The 25,234-nt window shown below is 61.9% G+C and carries 20 protein-coding genes; 7 read left to right on the forward strand and 13 right to left on the reverse strand.

Annotation, left to right across the window (positions count from 1 at the left end; translation table 11 throughout):
* Positions 1–389: 389 nt before the first annotated feature.
* From HWY30_RS42715 to HWY30_RS18005, 7 genes are all read right to left on the reverse strand, one after another.
* A complete protein-coding gene (locus HWY30_RS42715) occupies positions 390–539 on the reverse strand; it encodes a hypothetical protein (protein WP_316251815.1) in 150 nt (49 codons plus the stop codon).
* A gap of 79 nt (positions 540–618) precedes the next feature.
* Entirely contained in the window at positions 619–1,146 is a 528-nt protein-coding gene (locus tag HWY30_RS17980) for a DUF2778 domain-containing protein (RefSeq protein WP_090803340.1), read from the reverse strand.
* Positions 1,147–1,639: 493 nt separating this feature from the next.
* Positions 1,640–1,897 (reverse strand): hypothetical protein, encoded by a 258-nt coding sequence (locus tag HWY30_RS17985; protein ID WP_090803336.1) that lies wholly within the window; start codon positions 1,895–1,897, stop codon positions 1,640–1,642.
* Positions 1,878–2,396, reverse strand: a complete 519-nt coding sequence (locus tag HWY30_RS17990; RefSeq protein WP_090803335.1) for a DUF2778 domain-containing protein — start codon at positions 2,394–2,396, stop codon at positions 1,878–1,880. The genes HWY30_RS17985 and HWY30_RS17990 overlap by 20 nt, the downstream gene beginning before the upstream one ends.
* Before the next feature lie 1,158 nt (positions 2,397–3,554).
* Entirely contained in the window at positions 3,555–5,435 is a 1,881-nt protein-coding gene (locus HWY30_RS17995; RefSeq protein WP_090803332.1) for a polysaccharide biosynthesis protein, read from the reverse strand.
* Positions 5,436–5,446: 11 nt separating this feature from the next.
* The gene (locus tag HWY30_RS18000) at positions 5,447–6,469 is read right to left on the reverse strand and encodes an MraY family glycosyltransferase (RefSeq protein ID WP_090803330.1); all 1,023 of its coding nucleotides are present in this window, start codon (positions 6,467–6,469) and stop codon (positions 5,447–5,449) included.
* 49 nt (positions 6,470–6,518) lie between these two features.
* Positions 6,519–7,478, reverse strand: a complete 960-nt coding sequence (locus HWY30_RS18005) for an NAD-dependent epimerase/dehydratase family protein (RefSeq protein WP_090803328.1) — start codon at positions 7,476–7,478, stop codon at positions 6,519–6,521.
* A 520-nt stretch (positions 7,479–7,998) separates the two neighbouring features.
* Between HWY30_RS18005 and HWY30_RS18010 the strand changes: the two genes are divergently transcribed.
* From HWY30_RS18010 to HWY30_RS18025, 4 genes are read left to right on the forward strand one after another with little or no spacing between them, the layout of a single operon-like run.
* Positions 7,999–8,970, forward strand: a complete 972-nt coding sequence (locus HWY30_RS18010; protein ID WP_090803327.1) for a glycosyltransferase — start codon at positions 7,999–8,001, stop codon at positions 8,968–8,970.
* Positions 8,967–11,174 carry a glycosyltransferase family 2 protein gene (locus tag HWY30_RS18015; RefSeq protein WP_090803325.1) on the forward strand — a complete coding sequence of 736 codons (2,208 nt, stop codon included), beginning with the start codon at positions 8,967–8,969 and terminating at the stop codon, positions 11,172–11,174. The genes HWY30_RS18010 and HWY30_RS18015 overlap by 4 nt, the downstream gene beginning before the upstream one ends.
* The gene (locus HWY30_RS18020; RefSeq protein WP_090803323.1) at positions 11,167–14,403 is read left to right on the forward strand and encodes a glycosyltransferase family 4 protein; all 3,237 of its coding nucleotides are present in this window, start codon (positions 11,167–11,169) and stop codon (positions 14,401–14,403) included. Before HWY30_RS18015 ends, HWY30_RS18020 begins: the two co-directional genes overlap by 8 nt.
* Positions 14,400–15,518 (forward strand): glycosyltransferase, encoded by a 1,119-nt coding sequence (locus HWY30_RS18025; RefSeq protein WP_090803322.1) that lies wholly within the window; start codon positions 14,400–14,402, stop codon positions 15,516–15,518. The genes HWY30_RS18020 and HWY30_RS18025 overlap by 4 nt, the downstream gene beginning before the upstream one ends.
* Positions 15,519–15,583: 65 nt before the next feature.
* On the opposite strand, the gene HWY30_RS18030 is transcribed toward HWY30_RS18025, so the two are convergent.
* Genes HWY30_RS18030 through HWY30_RS18045 form a run of 4 tightly spaced genes read right to left on the reverse strand, consistent with a single transcriptional unit; the run spans position 15,584 to position 19,131 of the window.
* Positions 15,584–16,489, reverse strand: coding sequence for a hypothetical protein (locus tag HWY30_RS18030; protein ID WP_090803320.1), 906 nt, complete (start codon positions 16,487–16,489; stop codon positions 15,584–15,586).
* Positions 16,486–17,076 (reverse strand): histidine phosphatase family protein, encoded by a 591-nt coding sequence (locus HWY30_RS18035; RefSeq protein WP_090803319.1) that lies wholly within the window; start codon positions 17,074–17,076, stop codon positions 16,486–16,488. Before HWY30_RS18035 ends, HWY30_RS18030 begins: the two co-directional genes overlap by 4 nt.
* 14 nt (positions 17,077–17,090) lie before the next feature.
* Entirely contained in the window at positions 17,091–18,092 is a 1,002-nt protein-coding gene (locus HWY30_RS18040; protein WP_244144935.1) for a glycosyltransferase, read from the reverse strand.
* Positions 18,093–18,141: 49 nt separating this feature from the next.
* The gene (locus tag HWY30_RS18045) at positions 18,142–19,131 is read right to left on the reverse strand and encodes a glycosyltransferase family protein (RefSeq protein WP_090803315.1); all 990 of its coding nucleotides are present in this window, start codon (positions 19,129–19,131) and stop codon (positions 18,142–18,144) included.
* Between the two features lie 503 nt (positions 19,132–19,634).
* On the opposite strand from HWY30_RS18045, the gene HWY30_RS18050 reads away from it, so the two are divergent.
* The 3 genes from HWY30_RS18050 (at position 19,635) to HWY30_RS18060 (ending at position 22,945) form a co-directional block, all read left to right on the forward strand.
* Entirely contained in the window at positions 19,635–20,591 is a 957-nt protein-coding gene (locus HWY30_RS18050) for a class I SAM-dependent methyltransferase (RefSeq protein ID WP_090803314.1), read from the forward strand.
* 42 nt (positions 20,592–20,633) lie between these two features.
* Positions 20,634–21,707: a zinc-dependent alcohol dehydrogenase gene (locus tag HWY30_RS18055; protein WP_090803312.1), complete on the forward strand. Its 1,074-nt coding sequence runs from the start codon at positions 20,634–20,636 to the stop codon at positions 21,705–21,707.
* A 77-nt stretch (positions 21,708–21,784) separates the two neighbouring features.
* Entirely contained in the window at positions 21,785–22,945 is a 1,161-nt protein-coding gene (locus HWY30_RS18060; protein WP_090803310.1) for a class I SAM-dependent methyltransferase, read from the forward strand.
* Positions 22,946–23,256: 311 nt separating this feature from the next.
* Here HWY30_RS18060 and HWY30_RS18065 read toward each other — a convergent pair whose 3' ends face one another.
* Together HWY30_RS18065 and HWY30_RS18070 are read right to left on the reverse strand one after the other, a co-directional pair.
* Positions 23,257–24,723: a hypothetical protein gene (locus HWY30_RS18065; protein WP_244144936.1), complete on the reverse strand. Its 1,467-nt coding sequence runs from the start codon at positions 24,721–24,723 to the stop codon at positions 23,257–23,259.
* 71 nt (positions 24,724–24,794) lie between these two features.
* A complete protein-coding gene (locus tag HWY30_RS18070) occupies positions 24,795–25,193 on the reverse strand; it encodes a GtrA family protein (protein ID WP_090803307.1) in 399 nt (132 codons plus the stop codon).
* Positions 25,194–25,234 lie beyond the last annotated feature (41 nt).

A 25,234-nucleotide genomic window follows, 5' to 3' on the forward strand; every position in this document is an offset into this window, starting at 1 on the left:
CCTGCGGCTTCCTTCAGATTCCGCCTTACGACGGACACCCTTGCCGTTCAGCTAGCACTTCCCCTTGCCGGGTGTGCAGAGGACTTTCACCCCCAAGTCATCCGGCTCGCCACCACAGCGGGTCGGACAGCGCCAGTCACGGTGCTACGCGCCATGCCTGGCGCACCAAAAAAAGCGCGCCACAAGGGCGCGCAAAACATTTGCATCACAGATAAAAGAGCTAACCGAACCGCCACCTCAGCGAGAAAGCGATACCGGGTTGCGACGATTCAATGCTAGGTGTATGTGCCGGGCGCAGGCTTCAGACGACTCCGAAAAGCCGGGGCGTGCGCGATGGTCGTCAACTCTCCTGAGCAAAAATAGAAAAGTCCCGTCGCCGGGGCTTTCGTCTACTTCGTGCGGTACCACCGCCATAGCTTCATGATTGCCACATACGCCAGCACCGCCACGATCAGTTCGATAGTCATCCACAGGCCGATATACAGGTTTTCGGGATCGCCGATACCTAGCACCTCCGAAGCGTGTATCCATGCACGCATCTCAGACTCGGTCCACCCATCGTCGTACGGTCGGACAAATCGGAATGACAGAAGGTACAGACCTATAAACAGCAGGACCTTAAGCACCCTTCGGACAGGTGTTGCCATAGGTAATGACCTCAATTGTTCCGTAGGCGCGAAGCCCCGAATTGCCGGCAGGGATCGTCATGGTGTGAAGGAGTGAGTTGCGGATTCTCAGGAAATCCGTACGGCTCGGCAGGGTAATGCAGCCAAGCGAAACACCCCGACCACCTGCCGGATGCAACCTGAAGTTTCCACGCCGCACGCCGTTGATCCATGTGTAATCGTCGATTAGCCCATCACCACGATACAGTGCAAACCATTCACTGTGATCGGTCGGGTGCGACGAGTAGTAATTGAACTCATCTTTTAACCACGTTTCTACCGCAGAGCGCACGCCGCCAGTAGAGCGCGGGACGATCCAGTACTTGCCAGCGGGGATCGGCCCGTTATTGGGAACCATTGTGCAGCCGCCCCGATTGCGGTATTGGCCGTTGCCGGAATAGGCGTCGAATGTGCCGATGCCATTAATGGTGAGCGGTGACAGCGGCGCGTTGTTCACGAGAAATTTGCCGAAGTAAGCCATGTTTCACGCCTCCTGATTGCGCTGGCTGTAGGTCATTGCGTCCTGCATAGGTTCCTCCCGTTGGTGAGCCTGGACCGTAAGCGCGCGTGCCGCTGGCGCGCTACAGGTCGATTCCGGATTTGCCGCCTCTTGCGCTTGGACAAAAAAAAGCGCCACAGGGGCGCGCAATACCTTTGCATCACAGAAAAAGAGCCAACCGGGGCGCCACCTCAGCGGGAACGACATACCGGGCGGCGACGGTTCAATGCTAGGTGTATGTGCCGGGCGCAGGCTTCAGACGACTCCGAAAAGCCGGGGCATGCGCGATGGTCGTCAACTCTCCTGGGCAAAATCGGGATAGGGGCAGGCCTCGCGGCCCGACCCCTCCCACATACATGGACGCCCCCGTTTTGCCAGGCCTTCACCACCATCAGGTTGGACAGGGGACTCACACCCCCAAGCTGTTGCGCATGCTCGGCGCACAATAGAAAAGCCCCGTCGCCGGGGCTTTCGTCTACTTCGTGCGATACCACCGCCATAGCTTCATGATCGCCACATACGCCAGCGCCGCCGCGATCAGTTCAATCGTCACCCACGCCACGAAATACAAATCTTCGGGATCGCGGACACCAAGCCAACGTGAAGCACCAAACCATGCGCGCGACTCGCTTTCTGTCCACTCATAATGGTACGGACGGACATAGAGCAGAGAGAGATAGCACAGGCCGATAAACAGGGCGACCTTGAACACCCTACGGGCAAGTGTTGCCATATGTGATGACCTCAATTGTTCCATAGGCGAGAAGGCCCGAACTGCGCGCGGGGATTTTGACCGTGTGCAGCAGCGCGTTGCGGATTCTAATGAAATCGCTATGGCTCGGCAGCGTGATGCAGCCAAGCGAAATCCCGCGTCCGCCTGCCGGATGCAAACGGAACTGCCCGCGTTTGACGCCATTAATCCACGTCAGATCATCAATCGTCCCAACATCACGATATAGCGCGAACCAATCACCGTGATTCGATGGGTGACCCATTGCTGCATTCCACTCATCTTTTGCCCATGCAAACACCTGAGAACGGATGCCGCCCGTGGGGCGGTCCACGATCCAGTATTTACCGGCAGGGAGCGGCCCATCATTAGGCACCATCGTGCAGCCGCCCCGATTGCGATATTGATTGTTGCCTGAATACGCGTTGAACGTGCCGATGCCAGAAATGGTGAGCGGTGATAGTGGCTCGTTATTCACGAGAAATTTGTCGGTGTAGGCCATGTGTCACGCCTCCTGATTGCGCTGGCTGTAGGTCATTGCGTCCTGCATAGGTTCCTCCCATTGGTGAGCCTTGACCGCAAGCGCGCGTGCCGCTGGCGCGCTATAGGTCGATTCCGGATTTGCCGCCTCTTGCGCCTGGAATCGGGTAGGAAGCGGGGTTGCCCCCGCCGTCCTCCCACAACACCGGACGTACGGTTCACGTATCCGGCGTTTCCCGTCGGCCTCGGACCGGATCGGTCGTCGGCGTGAGCTTGTTTCGTGCGTCGTGTCGCCTGGCATCCGATGGACACCTCAGCCTCTCTCGGGGCTTCCGGCCCCTCCAGCATGGCTGCAGGCCCCCGGCATGGCCGAGGCTTCTGCCCAGATACGCAGAGATCACGCGTGACTTGCCACTCGTGACAGGTTTGGCCCTTCGCCGCTCCGGTTTCAACGGCTACTACGACCTCTGCTGACTTCTGCCACCCCATTCCGACACCTCTCGATGCCAGTAGCACAAGGCAGGATGGCAGATCTCCCAGGGTAATACGCGCGACCTTCACGCTTAGGCCTGTCGGATCTACGTCATGGCGTTCCGTGCAAGTATCGGGCTTTACAGATTTTGGCCTGCTCACCCCGCCATACCGCCTAATATCCGCTTCCTGTTCGTCAGGCCAGCGCTTTGCCTTCGGCTTCCTTCAGATTCCACCTCACGATGGACACCCTTGCCGTCCGCTAACACTTCCCCTTGCCGGGTGTGTAGGGGACTCTCACCCCCAAGTCATCCAGTTCGCCACCACAGCGATCCAGATAGCGCCTTTCACGGCGCTGCGCGCCATGCCTGGCGCACCAAAAAAAAACGCGCCACAGGGGCGCGCAATACCTTTGCATCACAGAAAAAGAGCCAACAGAGCCGCCACCTCAGCGGGAATGACATACCGGGTGGAGACGGTTCAATGCTAGGTGTGTGTGCCGAGAGCAGGCTTCAGACAACTCCGAAACGCCGGGGCGTGCGCGATGGTCGTCAGCTCTCCTGGGCAAAAATAAAAAAAGCCCCAGCAGATCTGTAGGGGCTCTTATCTATAAACATCCGGCGGCCAACTTCAACGGGTCAACTGACCTGCCTTCGCGGGTACGGATTCCATGCTTCGACTACTCCGATGACTCGCGGCGGCGGAACGCCTACGACACCCGCGTCGCCGGCGCCACACTACGCAGCGTCGTCGCCGTCGCCGGCAGATACTCCGGCACCCAGCGCCGCAGATCGCGCCGCACTTCATCGTCGGCCGGCACGCGATGCTGCATCAGCCACGGCAGCAGATTGTCGATCAGGCTGTCCGGCACCTCGCGCGCCTGTGCGATGCGCAGCTTCGGGTGCGGCGTGCGCGTGGTGGTTTCGTCGTCCGCGAGCAGTTCTTCGTAAAGCTTCTCGCCCGGACGCAGGCCCGTGAACACGACGCGAATCTGCTCTTCGGTGAAACCGTACAGGCGGATCAGATCGTGCGCGAGATCGGCGATTCGCACCGGCTTGCCCATGTCGAGAATGAAAATCTCGCCGCCGCGCCCCATGCTCGACGCCTGCAACACGAGTTGCGACGCCTCCGGAATCGTCATGAAGAAACGCGTGATTTCCGGATGCGTGACGGTCACCGGCCCGCCGCGCGCGATCTGCTCCTGGAACTTCGGAATCACGCTGCCAGCGCTACCGAGCACGTTGCCGAAGCGCACCGTCTCGAACTGAGTGCGCCGCGCGCCCTGCTGCTGCAGCGCCGAGCACGCCATCTCCGCGAGCCGCTTGCTCGCGCCCATCACGTTGGTCGGGTTGACCGCCTTGTCGGTCGAGATCAGCACGAAATGCGCGACGTCGTGGCGGATCGCCGCGCGCGCGACGCGGTACGTGCCAAGCACGTTGTTGCGCACCGCCTGCCACGTGTTGACCTCTTCCATCAACGGCACATGCTTGTAGGCCGCCGCATGAAACACGATGTGCGGACAGTAGCGCGCCATCACCTGATCGAGCAGCAGCGAGTCCTTCACGTCGCCGACGATCGGCACCACCGACACTTCCGGATATTTGTCGCGCAGCTCTTCGTTCAGCCGATAGATCGAGAACTCGGAGATGTCGAACGCGACCAGTTGCACCGGACCGAAGCGCAGGATCTGCCGGCATAGCTCCGAGCCGATCGAGCCGCCCGCGCCCGTCACCATCACGACGCGGTTTTTCAGCAGCGCGGCGACGTGCTCGGTGTCGATCGTCACCGGGTCACGGCCGAGCAGGTCTTCGAGATCGATCTGCCGCACCCGCGACAGGAACGCCTGACCTTGCGTGAGCGGCGTGAGCGCGGGCAGCGTCATCGCGCGTACGCCGGCGCGCACGCACAGCGTGGCGATGCGCCGATGCGCCTCCACCGACGCCGACGGCACCGCGATGATCACATGCTCGACCTTCAGCTCCGTGCAGATTTTCTGCAGATCGCTGATCGCACCAACCACGCGATAGCCGTAGATTTCACGGCCCTGCTTGATCGGATCGTCGTCGAGCAGACCGACGAGGCGCCATTGGCCCGAGCGCTTCAGCTCGCGCACGAGGTTCGCGCCGGCATTGCCCGCGCCGAGCACGAGCACCGGCTTGCCCTGGCCGACCAGTCCGCCGTAGCGATAGAACTCCTTGGCCGCGCGATACAGCGCGCGTGAGCCGCCCATCGTCAGGAACAGCAGCATCGGCGACACGATCAGCACCGAGCGCGGCACGACCGGCGCCGGCTGCAACAGCGCCGAGCCGATCACGACGACGAGCGCGCCGACGCCGATCGCTTTCGCGATCCGCACGAGATCGGGCAGGCTCGCGAACACCCACATGCCGCGATAGAGGCCGTAGCCGCGAAACATCACCGCGTAGATCAGCAGCACCCACACGAGCGCATGCAGCCCGCTCGACCAGAACGGCGCGGGCACCGGTCCGTTGAACCGGATCACATAGGCCAGCAGCCAGGCCATTGCCACCGCGCACAGGTCGAACGCAAACGCACTGAACGAAAGCCATCTGGCTTTGAAGCTTTTCATTGCGCAGAACCTCAGATTGGCCCGGAACGGGACACATGGCGCCGCCAGCGGCGATCAATACACAGCCCCGCGACGACCAGCACGGCAGCCCATGCGACGACAACCAGCCATTGATACAGAAGAGCGAATTGTAGCGCCCAGACAGCAAGCAATATGCCCGCCGCCATGAACAAATACCAAATCCACGCGGTCGATGCGTGCCCGAAACCCGACTGCACCAGTCTTTGATAGTAGTGTTCACGATGCGCCTGCCAAAATTTTTCACCGCGCAGCAGGCGCTTGAGCAGCGTGACCGACGCATCGCCGATGAACGGCGCGAAGCACAGCGCCGGAAACCACACCGGCCATACACCCTCGCGCCACCCCCAATAGCCGAGCGCGCCGGCCAGAAAGCCGAGCGGGATCGAGCCGGCGTCACCGAGAAAGATGCGCGCTGGGTGAAAGTTGAACAGCAGAAAGCCCGAGGCCGCGCCTGTGACGATCAGGCTCGCCGTCGCGAGCGCCGGGTCCGCGTGCGACGACAGCGAGGCGGCCACCGCATAGCCGCCGAAGCCGAACAGCGCCATGCCGCCCGCGAGGCCGTCCGAGCCGTCCATGAAGTTGTAGAGATTGACGAGCCACACGAGTAGAACCGCCATGCACGCGAGCGCCCACCACGGCACGTCGGCCGGATAGACGGCGATCAGTGCCGCCACCGCCGCCGCATGACCGCCGAAGCGCACGCGTGCGGGCAGGCCACGTCGATCGTCGAGCTGCGATAGCGCCGCGAGCAGCGCCGCGGCAAGCGCGGGCAGCCACAGCGACGGCGCCGCCAGCGCGATCAGCAGCACCGCGACCGGCACGATGCCCCAGCCGCCGACGCGCGGCGTCGGGCGCGTGTGCAGCGAGCGGTCGTTGGGGATGTCGGTGGCGAGCCGCCACGCGAGGCCGGTGCGCAGCAGCGTCCAGAGGATCGCCGCGCAGGCCGCGAGCGCGGCGACGCCCCACGGCAGTAGAGAGACGACGGAAGAGGCAGAGTGTGCAGCGAGCGGCATCGATAGCGTTAGCGGTTCAGGTCGGAGTCAAGGCGGGTTCAACCCGTGGTCAATGCGTTGAGCGATACCACGCCGCGGTTTCGAGCAGCCCATGCTCGACCGTATGCGGCGCAGACCAGTTCAGACATTCGCGGATATGCGAACTGTCGACGCGCAGCTCGCCGGTCAATCGATCGATCTGCGCCGAGCGGCCGGTCAGGCGACCCGCGAGACGCAGCAGGCTGGCCGGCACCGGCACGAGCCGCGCGGGCACGTGAAGCTGCGTGGCCAGCAGACGCGCGAGTTCCGGCACGCTGAGGTCGCGGCCGTCGGTCACATGGAAGGTTTCGCCGGCCGCGCGCGGATCGGTCGCGCAATGCACGAGCGCGTCCGCGAGGTTATCGACGAACACGAGGCTGCGCAGCGCGCTGAGCGCGCCGAGCGGCAACGGAATGCCTCTCGCGACCGCGTTCATCAGCTGCAGGAAGTTCGCGCGCACGCGCGGCCCGTAGACCAGCGGCGGCCGCACCACGACGACTTCGAGACCCGTCGAGCGGCCGTAGTCGAACAGCGCGCGCTCGGCTTCCAGTTTCGAGATGCCATACGCATCGGACGGCGCGGGCTGATCCGTTTCAGCGATCGGCCGGCCGCTGCTCGCCTCGCCCATCGCCTTGATGCTGCTGACGAACACGAAGCGCCTCGCGCCCGCGCGCCGCGCCGCGGCCGCGACGCGCAAGCTGCCCTCGACATTGGTCGCGCGATAGGCGGCGAGCGGCTCGGTCAGGGTCTCCCGCATCACGTGCACGCGCGACGCCAGATGGATCACCGCATCGCAAGTGAGCGCGACCGGCCAGCGCTGGTCGATGCCCGCAAAGTCTTCGGTATCGAGCAGCCATTCGCGCACGCCCTCGGCGGCCGTCTGCGGCCGGCGCACCACGCCAGTCACTCGATCGCCCCGCCGCAGCAACGCGCGGGACACCGCCTGGCCGACGAAGCCGTTGGCGCCGGTGACGAGGATCTGCAGACTCATCGCAATGCTCCGTCATGCACTTCGCGGCGCACGATTACGCCCACGCCATGCCGCGCGACCCACGCAAACAGACGATCGCCGTCAGGACTCGACGCGGCCGCAAACGGCGGGAAAGGCGGATCAGACACGATACAATCTGGCATCGGCGGTGCTTTCTCAGGAAGTCTGGCTGGGAACGTATTGTATTCGGGCCGTGATAATAAAACGGACCTGCGCCTGCTGGCGCGTCGTTCGTACACTTCGTAACAACTCAAACATATTCGCGCATGTGGAATTCGTGGTATCGATCCGACGTGCTCGACAACAGCACACGCCGGCCTGCTCGCGGGCCGTGCGATCAGGCCCCGGCCCGCGCACCGGCAAGTCCGCGCCTGAAGGCCGCGCAAGCGCGCGGCGAGCATCCACGTGAATGCCCCGAAACCTGCCGGTCTCGCCGCCATGTTCGCGCGTTACGCGCAGCGGCGTGCCGCGACGTGCTGGTCTGAAGAAAAGAACTGTTTGAGCGACTAGAGTCCCACCTATGAAAGTGCTGTTCGCCACCTACCCGATGGCTTTCCATACCCCCGGCGGCGGAGAAATCCAATTGCTTGCGTATCACAAGCATCTGCCCGCGCATGGCGTCGACGTTACGCTGTTCGATCCGTGGAAGCCGCGTTTTCTAGAACACGACGTGGTGCATTTCTTTTCGTGCGTCGGTGGCTCGGTGCACTTCTGCAACTTCGTCAAGCAACTCGGCTTGCCGCTCGTCGTGTCGTCGAGTCTGTGGGTGACGGAGGAAACCAGGCATCTCTATCCGATCGGCGAGATCCATCATCAGTTTTCTCTCGCGGACCGCGTGGTCGCGAACTCCGAGATCGAATGCGACACGCTCGCTCGCATCTTCGATCTGCCGCGCGAGAAGTTCGCGAGCGTGTTGAACGGCGTCGAACAGAGCTTTTACGAGCCGGTCGCGGCGGAGCCGTTCCGCCGCGAATCCGGCATCGAGGGCCGCTTCATCCTGAACGTCGGCAACATCGAGCCGCGCAAGAACCAGCTCGCGCTGATCCGGGCGATGAAGTCGTTCCCCGACCTGAAGCTTGTCCTGATCGGCCATCAGCGCGATCCCGAGTATGCGAAGGCATGCTTCGACGAGGGTGGCGCGCAGGTCGTCTACACCGGCACGCTGCCCCACGATTCGCCGCTGCTGCGCTCCGCCTACGCGGCCTGCGAAGCGTTCGTGCTGCCGAGCACGCTCGAAACGCCGGGGCTCGCCGCGCTCGAAGCGCATGCCGCCGGCGCCCGCATCGCGGTGACAAAGGTTGGCTCTACCCAAGAATATTTCGCGCAGCACGTTGCCTACCTGGATCCGTTCGACGTCGACAGCATCACCGGATCGATTCGCGCGGCGCTCGCGCAACCGCGCGGCGCTGCCGCTGCTCCGACGCGCGATCTGACCTGGCAGGCCGTCCTGTCGCCCTTGAAAGACCTCTACGATTCCCTGCTGACGAAATGACAAAACCCGTGACGAACCTCGTGAAGAACCTCATGAAGAACTTCGAACTTCGTCCCTTGAATAACGTCGAGGCGTCCTCGAATTCCGGGTTCGCCTGGAACGCGACGAACGGCGATCCGCAGTTCGAGCTGACGGGATGGGAAGAGTTGTCGGGTCGCGCCGCGCGTATTTCGTTCGAGCTCGCGAAAGAAGACATGCCGGCCTCGCCGTGCATGATCTATTTCGACGCGGGCGCGGGCATGTCGGAGCACGCGACGTTCGGCCTCGTGGTCGACGCTGACGGCAAGGTGGATCAGGTCGTCGCGTTTCCGCCGCTCGTCGGTCCGTTGCGCCTCGATCCGATCGCGCGCGCGGGACTGTTTTCGATCACCGGCTTCAACGTCGAACTGGTGGCCGACGCCGACTGCCCGACGGAACTGCTCGAACGCGCGCGCCGGATGGCGTCGTGGGGCGGCGGCGCTCAGCCCGCGCCGGCGCCAACCGTGGGTCACACGTATCAGGAATGGATCGAGCGGCACGAGCCGCCCGCGTCGCATTACCCGGAACTGCGCGCGCGCTCGAAGGCGTGGGCGCTGCAACCGCTGATCAGCATCGTGATGCCGACCTACAACACGCCGGCCAGGTGGCTGCGCATGGCGATCGATTCGGTCGTCGACCAGGTCTACGAGAATTGGGAATTCTGCATCGCCGACGACTGCTCGACGAACCCCGAGGTCAAGCAGGTGCTCGACAGCTACGCCGCCAAAGATCCGCGCATCAAGGTCGCGTACCGCACGACGAACGGCCACATCAGCAGCTCCAGCAACACGGCGCTCGAGCTTGCCGTCGGCGAATTCGTCGGCCTGCTCGACCACGACGACGAATTGCATCCGCTCGCGCTCTACTGCGTCGCCGAGCTGATCAACGCGCATCCGGACGCGACGGTGATCTACAGCGACGAAGACAAGATCTCGATCGACGGGGTCCGCTCGGACCCGTACTTCAAATGCGACTTCAACTACGATCTGTTCCTGAGCCAGAACATGATCTCGCATTTCGGCGTCTACAAGACTTCGGTCATGAAGGAGGTCGGCGGCTTCAGAACCGGCTTCGAAGGCTCGCAGGACTACGACCTCGCGCTGCGCGTGATCGATCGCGCGGGTCATCACACGGTGTATCACGTGCCGCGCGCGCTGTACCACTGGCGCATGATCCCCGAGAGCACGGCGGCCGGCCATGAAGCCAAGCCGTACGCGCATATCGCGGCGATGCGCGCGCTCGACGAACACCTCGCGCGCAACGGCATCAACGCCCACACCGAGCACGCGCCGGGCACGGACGCCTTCAACAAGGTCGTGTACGACTTGCCCGAGGTGCTGCCGTCGGTGGAGATCATCATTCCGACGCGCGATTCCGCCGGACTCGTCGAGCAATGCGTGGAATCGGTGCGGCAGAAATCGAGCTACCCGAACTTGCGCATCACGATCATCGACAACGGCTCGCTCAAGCAGGAAACGCACGACCTGTTCGCGCGCCTGCAAGAGGACGAGCGCATCAAGGTCGTGCGCGACGATTCGCCGTTCAACTACTCGGCGCTGAACAACCGCGTCGCGCTCGCGAGCACGGCGGACTTCGTCTGTTTGATGAACAACGACATCGAAGTGATCAACGCCGACTGGCTCGAGGAAATGGTGTCGGTCGCGCTGCAGGCGAATGTCGGCGCGGTCGGCGCGAAACTGCTGTATCCGGACGACACGATCCAGCATGGCGGCGTGGTGCTCGGCGTCGGCGGTATCGCGAGCCATGCGCACAAGCATTTCCCCAATTCGCACCCCGGCTACTTCGCGCGCGCACGCCTGCGCAACGTGATGTGCGCGGTGACCGCCGCGTGCCTGCTGATTCGCCAGTCGATCTACAAGGAAGTCGGCGGCCTCGACGAACAGTTACACGTCGCTTACAACGACATCGATTTTTGCCTGCGTGTGCGGCAAGCGGGCTACCGCAATGTGTGGACGCCCTACGCGGAGCTTTATCATCACGAATCGGCAACCCGCGGCGCCGAAGACACACCGGAAAAAATCAGCCGCTTCAACCAGGAATCTGAGTTGGTCAGACAGCGCTGGGAGCATCTGTTGATGAACGATCCCTGCTATTCACCCAATCTGACACTGACTGCCGACGATTTTTCCTTTGCTTGGCCTTCAAGGATTGCAAATCTTGATTAATCTGGGACCCCAAAAAAACAAGACCGGATGGCTGGCGGAGTACCGCCATCCATCGCCGGGGGAACTGTTCTGCCTGCCGAGCGCGATCTACTTTCTGATGAAGTTCAGAGCCGATCTCGCGCGCTTCAATTCCAAAGTGCTGGATGACCGCGTCACGCTGTATTTCTGGTGGGAAATGTCGGCGCGCGAAACGTATCCGGACTTCAACTGGGTGCTGCGACAGGAAGACCTCGAATATTTGCGTCAGCTCGACAACGACACGCTGATCGAGCGGCATCCGGACGCCGTCACGTACTGGCTCGGCTCGACCAAACCGAGCGTGCTCGATGCGAAGCATCTGAGCGAGACGCTGCACGAGCCCGTCACCGTGCTCGAAGAAGCCGGCCTGCAATTGCCGAAGCTGATGACGACGGTCGTGCGCAATCGCGGCGATCTGTCTCAGGCATTCAACCTGAACACGCTGACCGGCTATCTTAACTGCCTCGACTGGTGGGAGCAGTACGGTCAGCTCACCTGCCCGCGCGTAACGTGGCGTCCGCCGATCGCGTGGCCCGGGCTGCTGGAACCGATCGACGCGGCCGACTCCAGCGCGATGCCGTTTCCGCGCTTCCTCGCGCTGATCACGACCGAGCGGCCCGATCTGCGCAGCGCGTTCAATCTGAACAGCTTCACTTCGCGGCTCAACGCGCTCAGCTGGTGGGAAGACCACGGCCAGCGCGAGTATCCGCGCATCAAGTGGTCGCAGCCGCCGATCGGCGGCTTCATGCTCGAGCCCGAAGCGCCTCCCGCGGACGGTGGCCCTTACGTGCCGCGCTTCCTGTGCGAGATCTACAAGGACCGGCCGGACCTGCAGGAGACCTTCACGCTGCAGTCCTTCCGCGGGCGGCTCAGCTGTCTGTCGTGGTGGATCGAACACGGCCAGCATCAGTACCACGCGATCAAATGGGTGCCGCCCACGCCCTCCGCCGTGATGTTCGAGCCCGAATTTGGCTCGCACGCCGACTGGCTACCGGTGCCGCGCTTCCTGCGGCTGCTGCACGGTGAGCGCCGGGACCTGCAGGAACTCTGCTCGCTCGACAGCTTCACCGGGCGCCTGAAGTGCCTGTCGTGGTGGATCGAGCATGGGCAGCATCAGTATCCGGCGATTCACTGGGGCATCCCGCCGTTGCCCGACACCCTGTTCAGGATGGAAGCGGGCGAGCAAGGCGCGCTGCCGCTGCTGCCGCGCTTTCTGCCGCTGATCTGGAACGAGCGGCCCGACCTGCAGGCGTCGTTCAACCTGAGCAGCTTCCGCGAGCGGCTCGCGTTCATTTCGTGGTGGGAAAAGCACGGGCACAGCGAGTACTACGCGATCGAATGGTCGCCGACGCATCTCGCCGAAGAACGCGAGGGCGAATGGGTGCCGCCCACCACACCCGCGCTGATGTTCGAGCCCGAATGGGGCACGCACGCCGACTGGCTGCCGGTGCCGCGCTTCCTGCGGCTGTTGCATGACGAGCGCCAGGATCTGCAGGAGCTCTGCTCGCTCGACACCTTCACCGGGCGTCTGAAGTGCCTGTCGTGGTGGATCGAACACGGGCAGCACCAGTATCCGGCGCTTCACTGGGCCATCCCGCCGTTGCCCGACAGCCTGTTCGGCGCGCAAGCCGGCGAGCAAGGCGCGCTGCCGCTGCTGCCGCGCTTTCTGCTGCTGATCTGGAACGAGCGGCCTGACCTGCAGGCATCGTTCAACCTGAACAGCTTCAGCGAACGGCTCGGCTTCATCTCCTGGTGGGACAAGCACGGGCACGACGAGTACTACGCGATCAAGTGGACGCCGACTCATCTGGCCGAAGAGCTCGCGAGAATCGACGACGAGCAGCCGGCGGACGACACCTTGCTGCCGCGCTTCCTGACGATGATCGCGAATGACCGCCCGGATCTGCGCGAAGTGTACGACCTGAACACCGCGGAAGGCCGCGACCAGCTCGTGCGCTGGTGGAACGAATGGGCGTCGACCGAATATCCGCTGGTCGGCTCGCTGAAGGTGCGCTGGACCGACAGCGCCGACGACGAAGCCGATGACGACGCGCACGAGCCCGCGCGCTATCACGCGCGCGTCGAAGGCATCGGCTACGACTTCGGCGTCAACATCATCGGCTTCCCGCAAGGCGTGCTCGGCCTCGGCGAAGACGCGCGCATGGCCGCCCGCGTACTGCAACTGTCGTCGACGCCGGTCACGCTGCTCAATGCGCCGATGGCGGGACCCGCGCGCCTCGAACACTCGGTAGATCATCTGATCAGCGACGAGCTCAAGTACAACATCAGCCTGATCTGCCTGCCGGCGCCCGAAATGGTGCGGCTCGCGCTGGAAGGCGGCCGCAGCCTGATCGACGCGCCCACGCACAAGATCGGCGCATGGCCATGGGAACTGCCCCACTGGCCGAACGCATTCGGCAACGTGCATCAGATGGTCGACGAAATCTGGGCGCAGAGCCGCTTCGTGCAGAGCGTCTACAGCCGGCTCGGCAACACGCCGGTCTACCAGATGCCGATGGCGGTCGAGGTCCCCGCGCCGCTCGAGCCGAAGCGCGAGCGCTTTGGCCTGCCGGCCAACGAGTTCCTGTTCTACCTGATGTTCGACGGCAACTCGTGGCTGAGCCGCAAGAATCCGCTCGCCGGCGTGCAGGCGTTCAAGCAGGCGTTCGGCGACAGCTCCCCGGGCGTCGGGCTCGTCATCAAGGCGATGAACGTGCGCGACGACGACCCGGTGTGGCGCGCCGTGCTCGACCTTGTCGCGGGCGATAGCCGCATTCACATCGTGTCCGAGCGCCTGAGCCGCCAGGACTCGACCGACTTCATGGCCTGCTGCGACGCCTACATTTCGCTGCACCGTAGCGAAGGCTTCGGCCGCGTGATCGCGGAGGCGATGGCGTTGGGGCAGCCGGTCGTGGTCACGAACTTCTCGGGCAACGTCGACTTTTGCGAACCCGACACCGCGTTCCTCGTGGATGGCGAACTCGTGCCGCTGCGCCCCGGCGACTACCTGTTCGCCGAAGGTCAGTACTGGTGCGATGCGGAGGTATCGATCGCGGCGGAACAGCTCAAACGCATGATCGACGATGCGCCACTGCGTGAGCGCATCGCACTGGCGGGGAAGGCGCGCATCGAGCGCGACTACTCAGTTGAGGCAGTCGCACGCGCGTATGCGCGACGGTTGAACGACATTGCGGAGGCGAAGACGATATGACGCTGCGGGTATGTGCTCCGGACATTTTCTCGGGCGATGCGGTGGGTAACCACTGCATCGGTTTCGTACGCATGGCTGAACGTCTCGGCATGAGGGCCGAGCTGTATGCAAGCGGTTTCGAGGAGGGAACGAATGGAGTGCGCCCGCTTGACGCATTATTCGAAGAGGTCACTCGCGACGATGTGGTTCTGCTGAGTTACTCGATCTACGATCCGTACCTCGAGCGGATACTCGCGCTCGATTGCAGGAAGATCTGCTACATCCACGGCGTGACGGACCCGCAGTTGCTGCGCGCGCTCGAACCGCGCACCGCACAGTTGTGCGAGAAGGCACTCGCGCAACTGCCGCTGCTCGCGCACTTCGACACCGTCGTCGCGAATTCGCGCAGCACGGCGGCGAGCCTCGCCGGCATCGTCGCGGCGGACGCCATCAAGGTCGTGCCGCCGATCTTTCCCGACATGTACGTGTTCCGGCGCGAAGGACCGCGCAAGGGCCGCAAGCGCCCTGAGCCGAATCTGCTGATGGTGGGCCGGGTGGTGCCGCATAAACGCATCGAGGACGGCATCGAGATTCTGTCGCTGCTGAAGCAGCGTGATTTCGGCGCGACGCTGAGCATCGTCGGCAGCACGCCGAACTACGATTACCTGAAATTTCTGATCAATCACGCGCGGCGTCTCGGCGTGCTCGAGCAGGTCGACTTCAAGGGCATGCTCGACGACGCCGATCTGTTCGAGTGCTACGAATCCACCCACGCGTTGCTCGCGATGAGCCGCCACGAAGGCTTCTGCGTGCCGGTGCTCGAAGCGATGCATTACGGCAAGCCCGTATTCGTGCGTGGCGACACGGCCGCTCAGGAGATTTGCCCGCCCGACTGCGTGTTCGACGCCCATGCCGAACTCGCCGCCTGGATACCCGTGATCACGCAGCGCCTCGGCCAGACCCACGGCCGCTGTCCGATCGACACGGCCTTCGTCAAACATGCCGACGGTGTGCTGCAACGTGCCAGCGACGAGGTATGGCGCAACATCTTCATCGGCGCCGGGGTCGGCATGGCGGCCGCGTCGACGCATGCGCGCGCGGGTACGGCGGCCGTTTCGCTGAAAAGAGATCGATAGTCAGCGCCGCCGCTCACCAACGCATCCCGGCGCCCATCGGCGCGATCCAACCCGATCGCGCCGCCTCACTCGTTCGCTGGCGGCTTGCCGGTCCTGTCGAAGTCGATCGGTTGCCCCGTATGCGGGTGCGGTGTGAACGAGAAATGCGCGCGCACGTACTTCTGCGATAGCGTGCACAGCAAGTCCATCAATGCAATCTGCTCGGGCGGAAAGACCGGCGCGCGATCCGCCGCGTCGATCGGTTTTTGCATGTAGCGCACGATGTCTTTTTCGAAATCGCTGACGCAATAGTCCAGCACCTGATCGCCTTCGATCGGATAGGCCGCCACCTTCAGTTCGGGATGCAGCGACAGATACGTGCTGAACAGACGCTCGGCAACGAATGGCAGGAACGGTGCGTCGTCCGAGTGGATCGTGGGCTCCAGCACCCCGCGCGCGGCCTCGGTGCCGCTCTGCGTTTCGAGGAACGTGGCAATCGGCTCAAGCACCTTGCCGACGTAGCTTTCCCAGAACGACTGCGAACCGACCCAGAAATTGCAATAGCACAGCGTATGCGGCGACTGACGGGGCGCCTCACGCAGATTCCACGCGATGCCGCAGGCGTCGAGCAGTTGCTGGCTGCGCTCGACGAGTCCCGGATGCGCATGCTCGCCCTGCATCCACGCGGTGTACGAGAAATACGCGAGTTGCGGAAACGGATTGATCATCCAGACGTCGGCGTCGGCATTGGCCTGCACGAACTCCAGAAACCGGCTGCCGTCTATGCGCGCCTTCAGCGCGAACTTCGGCGAAAAAAGACCGGTAATCTGCTGCTGCCGATGCATGCCCTTGCGGTACATGTCGACGAGAATATAAAACTCGCGCCACGCGGCGTGCGCGTTATCGCGCAGTTCGAGCGGTTGAAAAGCCTGTTCGGACAGGACCTGTCCCGGCGCGTAAAGCGGCTCGAAGATCTTGATCGATGCACTCATGACAGCCCTGCGATCTGCAGATAATAGTTTCCGGTATGCACGTTGCGCCGGAACAGCGTGAGCGATGCATTCGGCACCAGCACGTTGGGAAAGCGGGACAACGGCACGTTCAGCAGGTATTGCGAGATCACCGAGATCGGTCCCGCGTGACACACGGCGGCGATCAGGCCAGGCTGCTCAGCGTGCCGCAGCACCTCCTCCTCGAGCCAGTTCACCGAACGCGCGGCCAGTTCGAGATGCGACTCGCCGCCCTCGTAACGGTCCGACAGATGTTTGCCCCAGTCGGGAAACGCCAGACGAAAATCTTCGGCCTTCCAGGTCGCGAACCGCCCCGCATTGGTTTCGCCGAGACGGGCGTCGACGGTCCAGTCGCTGTTGTCCTCGAACAGCACTTCAGTGGTCTGCAACGCGCGCCGCCACGGGCTCGAAAAAACGCGGTCGGGCGCGAAACCGTGACTTTCCATCAGCGTGCGTAGCTTCGCGGCCTGCTGCAGGCCATGCTCGGTCAACTCGTCCTGCTCGGTCGAGTTCAACAGGCCAGCCACGTTGGCGTGCGATTGGCCGTGTCGAATCAGAAGAAGATCCATAGGTGTTAGGTGCTTTAAGGCTTGGGGTCGGGCAAGGCCTTCAGGAACATCGACGAAATGCGTCGCACGCTGAAACGGTCGAACACGTCGGCGTAGGCATTGCGGCGGATCGACTGGCGAAGCTGCGGGTCGCCCAGCATGTCCTCCAGCGCTCGTGCCCAGCTCTCGGCCGTGTTCGACGCAATGTATCCCGTCTCACGATGTTTGACGTTCTCGCGGTAGGTCGGGCAATCCGAATAGATGCTCGGGATGCCGAGGCTGCCGTAGTCCGCGTATTTGATCGGCGACTTGCACGAGTTGAAAAACAGCGTCTCCGGATCCTCTTCGGCGCCGAGCGGCACGATCGCGAACGTGTAGCCTTCGTCGCGAATGGTCTTCTTGTATTCGAGGTTGCCGCGGCTGCCGCGATGCGTCATGCGGGCAATTGTGTTGAGCTCCGGAAACGGATCGCCCCAGAAGTCGATCGACACGTTTTCGTGGCGCGCGAGAAAACTGCGCAAGGTGCCGAAAAACTCCTTGCGAAAGCTCACGAGCTTGATGCCGTCGAGATTGGAGAAGATGATCTTCGGCGGCTGGGTTTCGGTCCACAGTTCCGGCGACAGGTCGAACGCCTGATCGTCGAAACCGTTCGGGATGATCAGCACGTCGTCCGAGCGCCGCACTTTGCGCATGCGCTCCTGCAACAGCGAGTTCGACGCCGTGGCCGCGCTCGCCTCGCGAATCATCGCGAGCACGTTGTAGAGCACGTCCTCGTTCATTTCGAGCACGCTCCACGACGGCAGATCGAGCAGCCAGTCGTCGAGATCGTAAATCGTATGAAGACCGAGTTCGTTGGCCATCCGCATGATCTTCAGCGACAGATTCGACACGTGCTTGTTGAACAGCACGACGTCGAAGCGATGCAGATGGCTGACGCCAACGTCCGCCTCCGAGATCTGCTCCCATTCGATCAACCGATGGCGCTGCATGTACGAAAGCAAAGGCGCGAAGCGCGCGCCGATGGTGCGCGAATTCATTCGCCCATCGGTCATGGAGCGCCGCTGAACGACGAGCAGTCGGGGAATCTTAGTAATTTGTGAGGCCGGCATCGATCAGGTGTCTGATTAGGTCTGCTGCTACCGTGCCCGACGAGTGCCGTGCATAGACGCGTTCGTAGTTACTTTCAATCTTTTCGTCCCTGTCCGGGTCGGTCAGGGCAGCCTGAATGGCGGGAACGATGTCCGGCGCGCGGGTGGAAGCCGCGTACCAGACATTGTCGTCGAAGTGCTCGCGCTGCCAATCCCCATCAACCATGACGAGCGGCTGCTTCACGAACGCGCCTTCGAGGCACGAGCGCCCGGGCGGATCGAGGCTCGGCTCCGCCACTACCATCGCGCTGGCGAGCGCGGAGCGCAACAGCGCGCTGCAGGGCTGGATGAACGGCAGGAAATGAATGCCGCGACGCGCTTCGCGAACGCACTGCCGGTAATACTCCTCGTCCCTGAAACCGCCGACCATCAGGCCGTTCATGTCGAGCTGGTTCAGTGCGCGGATCAGTTCGAGCTGATTCTTGATCGGCTCGATCAAGCCGAGGCACAGCACGTAGTCCGAGACGTCGCAGACCGTGGGGAGCAAATCCTTGTCGGCCGGCAGCAGGAACCGGTCGGATATGCCGGAGCCCACCACCACGCATTTACCTGGATCGACCGTGATGTACCTGTTGAAGTGCGCGAGTTCGGCGGAGGACTTGAACAGTAGCCGCTCGGCACGCTGCACGAACGCCTCGATGCGGCTGATTTCCGCCGGGTCGGGCGCGCTCAACCACCAGACGTTCGGCCACAGGAACAGCTTCTTGCCCTGACTCACCGTTTCGCGAACGATCGCTTCTCCGTCCGCATGGACGGAGAAGTGCATCACCGCGTCGTAAAAGCGTAGCGGCCGGCTGCGAATGCCGTAAATGTCGGCCTGTACGTCCGAATCGTTGAGAAGTTCGGCGACCTGCACGAGTTCCGACTCACCACCACCGCTCGTCATGAACGCGGTACTGTGAGTGGTCAGGAGAATTTTAAAATGCATATTGCGGGCTCCGTCCCGAATCGTGGGCGCTGGCGCCGTCCGCCGGACGGTGCGGAATTCACGCGTTCGCGCGACCTGTGAAACAGGCGCGGACTATTATCGGCAGGGGCTCGATTTTACGCCAAATCGTAACGCAGACGATCGCCCGCGAGCGACGCGCAGAGCACCCTGTTGCATGCTTTCGTCGGCTTACGTGGCTTACGAAACGATGACCGCCCCGCCCTCTTCTGGCGCGCACTCGCGACTCACGCGCGGTATCCACGGAAAACGGACGGCCATGACCCTTGGCATCGCGGCTGTGCGGATTGCTATGACGAATAATTTGTAAGTAACGGTAAATGCGGGCTCATGTCGGAACATCAGGAAATGTTGGACGTGCAGAATACTGAGGGTACGATAGACTGGCCGGCCGGGAGGGCCGGCTCGACAGCCAGTCGGCATATCGGTATGAATTCGCTGTTCTGTCATGGCTTTTCGCAAATTCTTTCAAGCGGAGAAACAAGATGTCGGCATCGCCCGAGCTTCTCGATTCACTTGCCGCGCAGCATCCCGAGATTGCAGAACTGATCGCTGAACGGGACAAGTATCGCGACGCGCTTCAGGTCAATATTCCGCACTTTTCGAATCTCGGCGACGTGCCTCCAGGCCACTACTATTCGCCGATCCCGTCGATCCCCGACATCAAACAGAATGAAGCACGGCTGTTCGGTAACGTCTCGCGCACGCTGCCCGGCATCGAGTTCAACGAAGAGGCGCAGGTGCGGCTCGTCGGCGAGTTCGCCGACAAGTACTACGGCGAAATGCCGTTCGAGCCGCACAAGAAAGACGGCCTGCGCTTCTACTTCGAGAACGTGATGTTCTCGTATGGCGACGCGACGTCGCTGTACTGCATGATTCGCCACCTGCGGCCGCGCCGCATGGTCGAGATCGGCTCGGGTTTTTCGTCCGCCGTTTCGCTCGATACCAACGACCTGTTCTTCGACGGCCAGATCCAGTGCACCTTCGTCGAACCGAACAATGAACGCTTGCTGTCGTTGCTGACCGAGAAAGACAAGGTCACCTCGAAGATCGTCAAGTCGCTCGCGCAGGACGTCGACCTGTCCGTATTCGCGGAGCTCGAAGCGAACGACATACTGTTCGTCGATTCGTCGCACGTGAGCAAGATCGGCAGCGACGTGAACCGCATCGTCTTCGAGATACTGCCGATCCTCGCGCCCGGCGTGCACATACACTTTCACGACGTGTTCCTGCCGCTCGAATACCCGCCGCAGTGGATCTACGAAGGCCGCGCGTGGAACGAAGCCTATCTGCTGCGCGCCTTCCTCCAGTACAACAGCGCGTTCGAAGTTGTCCTGATGAATACGTTCATGGGACACTTCCATGCGGACCTGATGAACGCGCGGATGCCGCTCTTCATGCGCAATCCCGGCGCGAGCTTCTGGATTCGAAAGACACGTTAGGCGCCGCGGCGCAAACGTCTCACATTTTGCGGAGATTGAAAGATGACTTCGACGAACGCGCTCGAGCATCGCAACGAAGGCGCGTCCATGCGAGCCGGCTTGCAAGACGGGGTGCGCGCGATGAAGGTCGGCCGCATCCCGGTACCTGAGTTGCTACCCGGCACCGTGATCGTCAAGGTGGCGAGCGTCGGTATCTGCGGCAGCGATCTGCACGCTTACCGGAACGTCGACGTTCATCAAAGCTTTCCGAACGGCCACGAACTGAGCGGCACCGCGGTCGAGATCGGCGAGGGCGTGACGAGCGTGCGCGTCGGCCAGCGCGTGACGATCGACATGGTGATGGGCACCGCGTGCGGCAAATGCGAGTACTGCAAGCTCGGCGCGCCGATTCACTGCCGCGCGCGCGAATTTCCGTTCGGCGGCGGCTTTGCCGAATACGTGCGCACCAAGGAATCGGGCGTGTTCCCGCTGCCCGATGCCGTCGACGATCAGCTCGGCGCCATCGTCGAGCCGGTGGCGGTCGGCATCCACGGGTGCCGCAAGATGCCGATTGCGCGCGGCTCGGTCGGCGTCGTGATCGGCGCGGGCACGATCGGCCTCGCGGCACTCGCCGCGGCGCTGGACGCTGGCAGTGAAAATGTCTACGTGGTCGCAAGACACGCGGCTCAGGCGCGCGCGGCGCTGGCGATGGGCGCCACCGCGATCCTGCCGGCCGATCGCGCCGAAGCGCTCGCCATGGTCGAACAGGCAACCGGCGGATTGGGCGCGCACTACGCAATCGAAGCGGTCGGCGGAACGGCCGACACGTTCGACTTCGCCTGTCAGTTCGTGCGCCCGCTCGGCCACGTGTGCGTGCTCGGTGCCTTCGATCACGGCTTCAGGAACATCGAAATCATCAAACCGCACATCAAGGAACTGACGATTCATCTGCCGAACTGCTACGGCTATATCGACGGTCAGCACGACTTCGCGCTCGCGATCGATCTGCTGGCGCGCAAGGGCGATACGTTGCGCGCCATGATCACGCACGACCTGAGCCTCGACGACGTCGACGAGGCCTTTCGTCTGGCCAGCGACAAAAGTTCGGACTCCATCAAGGTGCAGATGCATACCTGATGGTGTAAGCGGTCTCGCGCAATGCAGTGAACATCGGTCATAACTGGAAGCTGTGCCGTCCAATACGAGGAGGCAACATGGCGAAGGAAGACAATGCTCTCAGCATCGATGAAATTCGCGATAAGCGGCGTTGCCGTCTGCTGAAAGGACTGAACGTCAAGGAAAGCGTGGGCGTCGAGATAGGCCCGCTGTGCTGGCCTCTCGTGCGACGCAGCGACGCCGGTGAAATCATCTACGTCGACCATACGGACACGCCGCACCTGCGTCAGAAGTACAAAGACGATCCGCATCTCGACGTCAATGAGATCGTCGATGTCGACGCGGTGTGGGGGCGCAACACACTGCATGAAGCGATCAGGGGCCGCTATGTCGACTACGTGGTGGCCTCTCACGTCGTCGAGCATGTTCCCGATCTCGTGACGTGGCTCGGAGAACTTGGCGCGGTCCTCAAACCGACCGGCGAAGTGCGTCTCGTCGTTCCCGACCGACGCTACACCTTCGATTATTTCCGTCGCGAAAGCCGGTTGCCCGAAGTACTGGCCAGCTATATCGCGCGTGCGCGGGTACCGCAGCCCTACTCGCTACTCGATCACTGCCTGTCCGCCGCCGATGTGTCGACACAGGAAGCGTGGCAAAAGCGGATCGACCCGCAGTCAGTCAGACGGCATCACACATGGCAAGGCGCGCTGCATCTCGCGCGCGACGCATTCGAAAACGGCACGTATCACGACGTTCACTGCTGGGTGTTCACGCCGCGCTCGTTTGCGAAACTGATTGCCGATCTTTGCGAAATGAAGCTGATCGATTTCGCGTGTGAAGACTTCTGCGACACGATGCGCAACGACATTGAGTTTTCCGTCGTGATGAGGCGCTCGCGCGATTCGCAATATATTGCCGAGAGCTGGCGGCGTATGGAGCGGCAGGCCAGCGACATAACGCCGGCCGTGCCGTTCTGGCGCACGCACCGCAAACTCCGGGAGCTATGCTCGGGACAGGACGCCGGTAAGAGCCCGCAGCGCGTATGCGGACAGCGTAGCGAACTGGACTCCGACACAGCGATCAAATTGCCGCCGGGTTTCAATGAGCAGGAATATCTCGCCGCCAATACAGACGTGGCGGCGGCGGGCGTGAACGCGGGTCAGCATTACCTTCAATATGGGTGGCGGGAGGGGCGGGCCTTGCGGCCGGCCCCCGAGGCTCAGGCTGCCCCTGCTCCGGTCGCCATTGAAGCGAGGTAACGATCGAGACGGGGAAACGCTCGATGACCTAATGGCCGGGCGGGCTAGCAGGAATCTGTACCGCCCAGTTCGGCGCGACCTTTAGCGTATGCCCCTTGTCGTTCGCCGTAACGTTCCACATTGCGATGAGCGCCGGAAGCAGTATCCATTGAATATTCGTCACGTTCAGCAGCGTCTCGCCCGTCTGCGGGACCAGCAGAGGTTTTTGGACAAAAAGATGAGCAGAAGCCCACAGCCGACTCGAACATCGAGTCGGCTGTCATTGCCTCAAGCCGGCAGGCATGAATTCGCAACGAGTGTTGCAGGGCTCATCAGGTCCGTGGCCCTTTCGCGCATGTTTGAATCTGCTGCTGCGTTCCCGCGGCGTCACTGCGCCGTAGCAGGCGGTAACCAGCGAAATTGAATGTGTCCACAGGAGCATAGGCCTGGCTCGCGAGCAGGCAATTCGCGCTTGCCTCGAAAGTCCAGAGCGGCTCATGCACGAGAATGTAATCCGGGCTGTACTTCGTGAGCCACGAGTAAAGATCCTTGCGAGCAATGTAGTCCGCGTTATAGCGATTGGTCAGACCGAGAATGTCGATGATGTACCGGTCGGAGTACCAGCCCACGGTTCCGATCTCGACGCTTGCAACAACCGCCTTGGCGGGTGTGTTGGTTTTTATCCATTCACCAATATTCTTGTATGCGTCCATCGAGCCGCGCTGCACGTTCGAGATACCAAAGCTGTGATAAACGAAGCCGCTCGTGACGAGAAAAAACGCAAGGAACAGCGAGAGGAAAACAGAGCTCTCCCGGGACCGCTCGTACGTAAAGCTAAGCACTCTCCACGCGCCGACACCAACGAACAACAAGCCGAAGAAGAAGAATGGTGCGTAGTACCAGTGGTAATTCGGAATATGCAGAAACACATAAAACGAACCCAGCAGCACGAGATAGAGAATGACGAGCCACGCGATCCTCTTGCCGAGACTCGACAGCACACCGACGAGACCGATCGGCAGCATGAACGCGAGCAGCCGGAAGTCACCCCCGAAGAAAGCGTCCTTCATGTACTGCACGTGGAGAAAAATCAGTCCCTCGCCCCAGTACCCTGACTTGCCCTGTCCGAGCTTCGCATTGCCGGTGGCCGGAAGAAACGCGCCGTAGTAGTAGTAGTTAAATATGAAATTGGCCGCGAGCAGAATGACCGGTGCGACGAAATACTTAACATGAGGCAGTTTTCTGTTCCTGATGAAGTAATCGACGACCACGACAAGGCCAAGGAACACACCTTCACTGCGCGTGATGAACAGCAGGCCCAGCACCACACCCAGACCGAAAAATTGCTCCCTGCGATAGAGTACCAACGCGAGCGCGGAGAGGAACAGAAACAGCGAAGTCTCCATCCCAAAGGTGTCGTAAAAATAATTGAAGGAAACAACGATCAGCGCGCACAGCGTCTGTTCGTATTTTCCGCTCGCCAGCAGATGCGCTCCGGTGATCGCGGCCGCGCACAGGAACACGAATGACAAAAAGATCGTCGTATATTGCAAATTACCGGCCACGACGTTCGCCACGATCAGCAAGTAGGAATACAACGGCGACGTGAGCCCGTTGAAGCGATCGCCCGCGTTGTAGGTGAGCCCTTGCCCGTCAAACAGATTGCGCAAATATCGCAGATAGATCAGCGAATCATCGAGCTGAAAGTTGCGCGTCTGCCACGCGAGATAACCACCCACGGCAATGGTGACCACCAGTAGAAGCGCGTTCTCCGAAAGGTACTGTCTAAATCGTTGCATGTTCATTGGTCAATATTTTCTGATTACGCGCGTGCGGCAGCGCAACTACAAAAATCAATGCATTGCCCGAATCAGGCAAAAACGAACTTCTTGTCGAGCCGATATTTGACGATGTAACCAATCACGAGGCCAATCACGCCGCCCGTAAAGCGGGCAGGCTCGGAATGATAGATCGCGTCCGCGCCGAATTCGAAGCCCCAGAAAATCGCCGTAGTTGCGAGCCCCATCACCGTGTACAGCAGAAAACTCTGTACGCCGTGCGACAGATCGCGATGCTGGTATCGAAAGATCCAGAGCTTGTCGAGTAAGAACTTCACCACCAGCCCGCCACCCGTTCCGACGACCACGGACAGCGGCACGCTGAACGCTCCCGAATAGGTGATCAGCGAGAGCTTCTGCAGACCGATATTCGCGGCGATCGAAACTGCCGCGAATATCGCGTAAAAAATCACGAGGCGCGACGCGCTCATGGGAGTTGCCGAGGAGTTCACGAAAGGCACACCAGGTCAGG

It is taken from the genome of Paraburkholderia tuberum STM678 (genome assembly GCF_902833905.1).
GTDB classification, from domain to species: Bacteria; Pseudomonadota; Gammaproteobacteria; order Burkholderiales; family Burkholderiaceae; genus Paraburkholderia; species Paraburkholderia tuberum.